8 protein-coding genes and 2 pseudogenes are annotated in these 6736 nt (G+C 69.5%); 6 read left to right on the forward strand and 4 right to left on the reverse strand.

What is annotated here, in order from left to right:
• Positions 1 to 223: pseudogene (locus tag G6028_RS16415) on the forward strand (hypothetical protein); the annotation flags it as partial.
• Between the two features lie 17 nt (positions 224 to 240).
• Here the strand turns inward: G6028_RS16415 and G6028_RS18125 are convergent.
• Positions 241 to 1227 (reverse strand): nuclease-related domain-containing protein, encoded by a 987-nt coding sequence (locus tag G6028_RS18125; protein WP_338404261.1) that lies wholly within the window; start codon positions 1225 to 1227, stop codon positions 241 to 243.
• 196 nt (positions 1228 to 1423) lie between these two features.
• Between G6028_RS18125 and G6028_RS16425 the strand changes: the two genes are divergently transcribed.
• Both G6028_RS16425 and G6028_RS16430 read left to right on the forward strand, forming a co-directional pair.
• Positions 1424 to 2674, forward strand: a complete 1251-nt coding sequence (locus tag G6028_RS16425; protein ID WP_182659508.1) for an LLM class flavin-dependent oxidoreductase — start codon at positions 1424 to 1426, stop codon at positions 2672 to 2674.
• Positions 2671 to 3372 (forward strand): CE1759 family FMN reductase, encoded by a 702-nt coding sequence (locus G6028_RS16430; RefSeq protein ID WP_182659509.1) that lies wholly within the window; start codon positions 2671 to 2673, stop codon positions 3370 to 3372. Before G6028_RS16425 ends, G6028_RS16430 begins: the two co-directional genes overlap by 4 nt.
• Positions 3373 to 3380: 8 nt before the next feature.
• Here G6028_RS16430 and G6028_RS16435 read toward each other — a convergent pair whose 3' ends face one another.
• The 3 genes from G6028_RS16435 to mca all read right to left on the reverse strand — a co-directional run bounded on the left by G6028_RS16435 (position 3381) and on the right by mca (position 4878).
• A complete protein-coding gene (locus G6028_RS16435; RefSeq protein WP_182659510.1) occupies positions 3381 to 3560 on the reverse strand; it encodes a hypothetical protein in 180 nt (59 codons plus the stop codon).
• 74 nt (positions 3561 to 3634) lie between these two features.
• Positions 3635 to 3910, reverse strand: a complete 276-nt coding sequence (locus G6028_RS16440) for a hypothetical protein (RefSeq protein ID WP_182611255.1) — start codon at positions 3908 to 3910, stop codon at positions 3635 to 3637.
• A 44-nt stretch (positions 3911 to 3954) separates the two neighbouring features.
• Positions 3955 to 4878 (reverse strand): mycothiol conjugate amidase Mca, encoded by a 924-nt coding sequence (gene mca / locus G6028_RS16445; RefSeq protein ID WP_182659511.1) that lies wholly within the window; start codon positions 4876 to 4878, stop codon positions 3955 to 3957.
• 115 nt (positions 4879 to 4993) lie between these two features.
• Here mca and G6028_RS16450 point away from each other — a divergent pair, with 115 nt between their 5' ends.
• From G6028_RS16450 to G6028_RS16460, 3 genes and pseudogenes are all read left to right on the forward strand, one after another.
• Positions 4994 to 5446, forward strand: a complete 453-nt coding sequence (locus G6028_RS16450) for a DUF4307 domain-containing protein (protein WP_182611252.1) — start codon at positions 4994 to 4996, stop codon at positions 5444 to 5446.
• Between the two features lie 122 nt (positions 5447 to 5568).
• Positions 5569 to 6066, forward strand: a complete 498-nt coding sequence (greA, locus tag G6028_RS16455) for a transcription elongation factor GreA (RefSeq protein ID WP_017835774.1) — start codon at positions 5569 to 5571, stop codon at positions 6064 to 6066.
• Between the two features lie 92 nt (positions 6067 to 6158).
• A pseudogene (locus G6028_RS16460) lies at positions 6159 to 6736 on the forward strand (restriction endonuclease); the annotation flags it as partial.

The following is a 6736-nucleotide window of genomic DNA, read 5'->3' on the forward strand; positions in this document are numbered from 1 at the left end:
AGAGAAGACCTTCGGTCACTGCGCCTACCGGCCCGGGCCCCTGGGTGAGCTGACCATCATCACCGAGACCGGACACGAACACCGCACCACCCCCCACGGCCCCCTGGCCCAGGCCCGCGACCGGATCCTCGACCACCGATGGCACCAACACCTCGACCGCCTCATCACCGACGACGGCCACCTCACCAACCCACCAGGAGCCCACCGCCCCCGCCCCGCCTGACCCCTGCACGGCTCGGTTCAGCGGTGCCACGTCGTGGATCGCCTGGCGACCTCGTGGATCGCGTCGGTCTCGCGTAATCCCAGTCGCTGCGGCCGCGACGTGAGGAATCGCCTGATGCGGCGCCGGGGAATCACCCTCACGGCGCCGCCTGCAGGCTGGGTCTTCACGGTGAATCCCCGCTGTGCGCCCACCACCGCGATCACCCCGGCGACAGGGACCGGGAAGCCGACCTGCTCCTCGAGCAGACGGGATGCCCGCCTCGCCTCGTGCCGACTGTTGCGGATGTACGGAACCCGACTGCTGTTGACCATGAAGGTGTCCCCGCCCACCCAGATCGCCGCCTTGGGGTGATTCTTGGAGTTCACGGTGAACACGCCGCCGGGGCCTATCACCACGTGGTCGATATCGGCACCCCGCTCCCCCACGCGTACGGCGTGCAGGATCCTCCACCGAGCGTCCAATCCCGCTAGTTGGTCACCGACCGCCTGCTCGCCGTCCGCGCCGATTCGCCAGGCCCGTTCGTCGGTCTTCGCGTCGACCAACCGGGCAAGGACGTGACGAACCATCCCCTGCGACTCCCGTTCGGCCACTGCCCGCTCGCGGGCGGCCGGCCCAGCACGAGCGTCGGAGAGATCGTGCCACCTCGGCCCGGGTGCGGTGACGTGGGCGGTGGGTGGCACGGCTGTCCGCGGGGTGATGTGCGGGGTGCCGTTCGGCGTGGTCTGCGGGGTGCCGTGCAGCGTGGTGTCCGCGATCGAGGGAGTTGGCGACGGCTCACGGACTCCTTGCCCTTCCCGGCTCGACTCCCGCGCCGACTCCCGGTGCCGTCGGGCGTCCGGGTGGTCCTCGATCGCCTTGCGCAACAGCGGAAGGTTGGCGAGGTCGTCGGAGTGGTAGCGGCCGGTCGCCAGGTCGAGGTAACCCAGGTCGGTTCCGCGGGGAGTCGCGGCATAGAGCCGGTCGTGGCCGAAACGGGCCCACCTACGGACGATCCACTCGGTCACCGGGCCTCCATGCGGCAGTAGCCACTGCAGTCGCCGTGACAGTCGCCGAATCCTCACATCCCGACGCCACGGCGCGTGGGAGAACGCGCGATCCAGGAGTTGACACGGGTGATGCGGAATACTCCCCGACCCCCTTTTGTTTGACATGTCAGCAAGTTAGGATGGAACGCACCAACAGACTGAAAGGCTCGCCATCATGCAGTTCGGGATCTTCTCCATCGCCGACATCACACCTGACCCCCACACCGGGCAGGTATCCACCGAGCACGAGCGCCTCGAGGCCGTCGTCGAGTACGCGGTCCAGGCCGAGCAGGTGGGCCTCGACGTCTTCGCCCTGGGCGAGCACCACAACCCGCCCTTCGTCACGTCCTCCCCCACCACCACCCTGGGCTACATCGCCGGGAGGACCTCGGACATCATCCTGTCCACCGCCACCACGCTCATCACCACCAACGACCCGGTGAAGATCGCCGAGGACTACGCCATGCTGCAGCACCTGGCCGGGGGCCGGGTCGACCTGACCATGGGACGCGGCAACACCGGCCCGGTGTACCCGTGGTTCGGACAGGACATCCGACAGGGGCTGCCGTTGGCGATCGAGAACTACGAGTTGCTCCACCGCCTGTGGCATGAGGACGTGGTGGAGTGGGAGGGGAAGTTCCGCACCGCCCTCCAGCAGTTCACCTCCACGCCGCGCCCGCTCGACGGGGTCGCGCCCTTCGTCTGGCACGGCTCGATCCGATCGCCGCAGATCGCCGAGCAGGCCGCCTACTACGGGGACGGGTTCTTCCACAACAACATCTTCTGGCCGATCAGCCACACCAAGCAGATGGTCGAGCTGTACCGACGGCGCTACGAGCACTACGGTCACGGGTCCGCGGATCAGGCGATCGTGGGGCTGGGCGGTCAGTTCTTCGCGCGCCCCAACAGCCAGGACGCGGTCAACGAGTTCCGCCCCTACTTCGACAACGCCCCGGTCTACGGCCACGGCCCGTCGCTCGAGGACTTCACCGCCCAGACCCCGCTGACGGTGGGGTCCCCGCAACAGGTCATCGACCGCTACATGACCATGCGCGAGCACGTGGGCGACTACCAACGCCAGATGTTCCTCATCGATCACGCCGGGCTGCCGCGTAAGACGGTGCTCGAGCAGATCGAGATCCTCGGCACCGAGATCGTCCCGGTCCTGCGTCGCGAACTCGACGCGCTGCGGCCGGCGCACGTGCCTGACGGGCCCACCCACGCGGCACGTGTCGCGGCACGTGACGCCGCGCTGGCCGCCGAGGGGGCGCCCGCGTACTCGGACGCCTACCGGTTCGGCACCGGCGACAACTGGACCGGACTGACCGTCGAGGGCGGACAGCGCGCCCAGGAGCAATCATTGGCCCGTGCCCGCCGCACCGAGTCCCGGCTCGCGCAGGCACCGGCGGGACGGGGCGACAAGTGACCGCCACCCACGCACCCGACGCACGGCCGCTGCGGCTGGTGGTGATCTCGGCGGGCACCTCGGTGCCGTCGAGCACCAGGATGTTGGCCGACCGTCTCACCTCGGCGACCCGTGAGGCCCTCAAGCGCCACGGGCAGGACGTCGACGTGACGGTCCTCGAGGTCCGCGGGCTCGCCCATGAGGTCGTGGACGCCACCTTCACCCGGTTCCCCGGCGACAAACTGCGCGCCGCCCTCGAGGAGATCGCGCGCGCGGACGGGGTCATCGCGGTGACGCCCACGTACAACCAGTCATTCTCGGGCCTCTTCAAGTCGTTCTTCGACGTGATCGACCCCGGCACGCTGACCGGCGTCCCGGTGGCACTGGGTGCGACGGGTGGCACCGTCCGGCACTCGCTGTCGATCGACTTCGCGCTGCGCCCGATGTTCGCCTACCTCAAGGCGGACGTGGTGCCGACCTCGGTGTTCGCGGCCTCCGAGGATTTCGGGGCCGTCGCCACCGGCGGCGACGGAGACTCGCTGGCCTCGCGCGCCGACCGCGTGGGCACGGAACTAGCGGACTTCATGCTGCGGTTCGCCGGGGTGACCGGGGGTGCGGTGGCGCCGACCCGGGCGGACGAGGGACGGGGCCGGAGGAGCGACGACGACGAGTTCGGCGACTTCGTCCCGATGGGCGACCTGCTCGGTGGTGCGAGCTAACCCCGGGATCAATCGGTCTGCGCGAGGCGTAGAGGGAGGATTCCGGTGTAGCCAAACTCGTGGTACTGAAGCTCGTCGACATACGGCGACTCGGCGATGAGCCTGTAGCCGTCGGCAACCCGGCCGCACTGGTCGCCTCCCAGGAGGCCGGCAGTGATCAGTCGGCCCGGGTCGAGCTGCCGGGTCACCTGTCCGACCTCATCTGCCCACTCGCGGAGCACCTCCACCGGATGCGGTGGGGCGCAGCCGATGTCGGAGGGGCTCAGCGTGGATCGACGGGCGCGCCCGGGGTCCCGCCCTCGACACCTGCTCGGTCCGTGCCCTCGTCGGCCAGTTGATCCGGCTCGGGGTGGTCGGTGTCGAAGGTCTCGGGCAGGTTCTTGATGTGCTTGTTCATGTTGCGGATCAAGAGGACTGTCGCGACCAGCAGGAGCAGGACCACGGGGATCCCGATCGGTGAGGCCTTGCCGAACTCCGGGCCCATCGGGTGGTCGTTGTACCCGGGCGTGCCCGGCGACTGGTTCTGCGCGAAGACCATCGAGGTCTGATACGCCAGGATCTGGACGTCCGGTCCCAGGGTGATCATCTCGGGTCCTCACTCGTGCTCGGTCCGAACGGGAGCGCGACGTACGGGTCTACGCCCTCGAACAGGTCTGACTCGTATTCTCCCTCAGCCCGCTCGGGTACGGCCACCCGGCTTGCCGCGAGTTCGAACTCCTCGGTGGGCCACACCCGCTGCTGCATCTCCACCGGGGCGGCGAAGAACCAGCCGTTGGGGTCGATCTGCGTGGCGTGGGCCAGCAGTGCGGAGTTGCGTTGCTCGAAGTAGTCCGCGCACTCCACCCTGGTGGTCACCCGCTCCATGATGTCGGGGCGATCCCCCCAGCGGGACAGGAACTCGGCGAAGTGGCGGACGCCGTCGCGGGCGAACAGCTCCTCGTCGAGCAGCTCCAGACGGCTCTTGGGGAAGCCGTGCGTGTAGTAGACCTTGGCCACGGCCCACGGCTCGCCGGTGCCGGGGTAGCGATCGGGGTCCGCGGCGGCCTCGTAGGCGGCCATCGACGCCGAGTGCACCTTCAGGTGATCCGGGTGCGGGTACCCACCGTTCTCGTCGTAGGTGATGATCACGTGCGGACGGAACTCCCGGATCCTGGCGACCAGGGAGCGGGTGACCTCGTCGTCGTCGACCAGGGCGAAACATCCGGGAGGCAACGGCGGCAACGGGTCCCCCTCGGGCAGACCCGAGTCCTCGTAGCCCAGCCAGTGGTGGTCGACGCCGAGGATGTCCGCCGCGCGCGCCATCTCGCGGCGTCGTACGCCCACGAGATCGGCCACGACGTCGGGCCGGTCCATCGCAGGGTTGAGGATGCTGCCGCGCTCGCCACCGGTGCAGGTCTCCACCAGCACGTTCACTCCCCGGGCCACGTACTTGGCCATGGTCGCGGAGCCCTTGGACGCCTCGTCGTCGGGGTGGGCGTGCACCGCCATCAGCCGGAGACCGGCCATCGTCGCACCTGCCGTTCATCAGAGCTCGGGGATCGGGATGACCCATTCTATGGACTCACCGGCCACCGGTGCCCCCGGGGCGGTCCGCCCGGGGCCCCCGGATACCCTGGGGATCATGAGTGAGCCGAGGCCGGACGCCGCGTCGCAGGCCGCAGGGACCCCGCCGGCCGGGCGGTACGACGACTCCGGGTCGGGCGTGACCGGCAAGGTGGTCGCCGGCTTCCTGGTCCTGCTCGTCGGCGCCCTCGTGGTGGCCGGCGCCGTCGCCGGCTACCGGCTCAGCGCCACCCCCACCATCTCCGGCGAGGTGATCGGGGTGACCGTCGTCGACGACGAGCGGGCCGACGTGGTGATGACCGTCACCCGGGACGATCCCGGGACCGCCGCCTACTGCATCGTCCGCGCGCAGGACCAGACCAAGGGCGAGGTCGGCCGCCGCGAGGTGTACGTGCCCCCGTCCGAGAACAGCGCGATCCAGGTCGACATGTCCATCGCCACCTCGGCCCGCGCGTTCGTGGCCGACGTCTACGGCTGCGGCGACGACGTCCCCGACTACCTGCGCAGGTAGGGGTTCTCGGGCCCCGAACCAGGTCACCGCTGTGTTAGCATCGTCCCATCAGCACGGCTCCTTTCGCGGGGCCGTGTTTTTCGTACAGCAGCACACACACGAACAGATTGGAGTGCGCTCTCATGGCGAACGACACCCAGGGCTACTGGTTGACCCAGGATTCGTACGACCGCCTCATGGCCGAGAAGGAGGCGCTGATCGCCAACCGTCCGGTCATCGCCGCCGAGATCAACGAGCGGCGCGAGGAGGGCGACCTCAAGGAGAACGCCGGGTACCACGCCGCGCGTGAGCAGCAGGGCCAGGAGGAGGCGCGCATCCGTCAGCTCGACGACCTGCTGGCCACCGCCCAGGTCGGCGAGACGCCCACCGAGACCGGCGTCGCCCTGGTGGGCTCCGTGGTCCGCGCCTACTACAACGGCGACGAGGACACCAAGGAGACCTTCCTGGTGGGCACCCGCGGTGAGGGCTCCGGCAAGGACGACCTCGAGATCTACTCCCCCGACTCCCCGCTGGGCCGCGCGATCCTGGGCGCCAAGGTCGGCGAGAGCCGCGAGTACACCACCCCGAACGGCAAGTCCGTCTCGGTGACGATCGTGACCGCGGAGCCGTACCAGAGCTGACCGGCCACGACGGGCCCGGTGGTAGGTTCTTCACGACTATCGGGCCCGGTTCGACCAGCCCGATCCCGCGCCGGCGTTTCCAGGAGTCCCACGTGACAGACGGTTCCCACGACAGGCCATTCGGCCCGGCACCGAAGATCGAATCGGCGGCCGAGCAGGTCCTGGGACCGGCGCTGCGTACAGGGCAGTCACCGTTTGACGACGAGCTCTACACCTGGACCCCCGAGGTCGCGGAGGAGCTCATCCGCCGCCTGGACGGGGACGCCGAGGAGCACACGGGCGAGCACTCCGCGGACTCCACCCGCTCCCCCGTGATGCAGGCGCTCCACGACCAGCTGGAGGGCGCCCCGCGGCCGGTGGTGCTCCTGGCCGCCGAGTTGCTCTACATCCAGCAGCTGCCCCTGTCCACGGTGACCGCCCGCCTCAAGCGGGGACGGATCAGGGACGTCCTGTCCTGGATCGACGACGCCCCGGAGATCCCCGAGGTCCTCGACGACGCGCTCGGAGAGAAGGGCCCGCTCACCGGCGGGCTCGGGTTCAACGTCCAGATGCGCGAGCACCTGCGGTGGCTGTGCACGTTCGTCATCCACTGGGCGGAGCTGGAGTCCGCCGAACGCGACGCGGCGCTGACCGACCCGTGGGAGTTCCAGCGGGCCGCCCGCTCGACCCC

It is taken from the genome of Dietzia cercidiphylli (genome assembly GCF_014145145.1).
Lineage (GTDB): Bacteria > Actinomycetota > Actinomycetes > Mycobacteriales > Mycobacteriaceae > Dietzia > Dietzia natronolimnaea.